At 68.0% G+C, this 253-nt stretch carries 1 pseudogene; it reads right to left on the bottom strand.

Going from position 1 to position 253, the window contains the following annotated elements:
* Window positions 1-6: 6 nt before the first annotated feature.
* A pseudogene (locus FCK22_RS18510) lies at window positions 7-253 on the bottom strand (hypothetical protein); the annotation flags it as partial.

Here is a 253-nt window from a genome sequence, read left to right as displayed (position 1 = left end):
CCGTCTCTACGGCGGCATCCTCATTGACCAAGGCCCGTTGCAGGGCCGGGTCATGGGCATCGAAGGTGTCTTGAATCGCGCAGCGCCATGCCGCGGCGGAAGACGGAAAATGCGGCAGGTGATGCGCGCCCCCGCCCGCGCCAGCGCCTCGGCCTTTTCGACCTGTTCGTCGAAATAGCGCCACTCCGGCACGGCGAGCCACGGGGTCTCTGCCGCGAGGATCTGGTGGCAGGTGGTGTTCCCGGTCGAGGCC

The organism is Sulfitobacter sp. 15WGC (assembly GCF_005068605.1).
Classification (GTDB): Bacteria; Pseudomonadota; Alphaproteobacteria; order Rhodobacterales; family Rhodobacteraceae; genus Sulfitobacter; species Sulfitobacter faviae.
The sequence above is the reverse complement of the archived record's forward strand: the minus strand, read 5'-3'. Positions and strand labels throughout refer to the sequence as shown.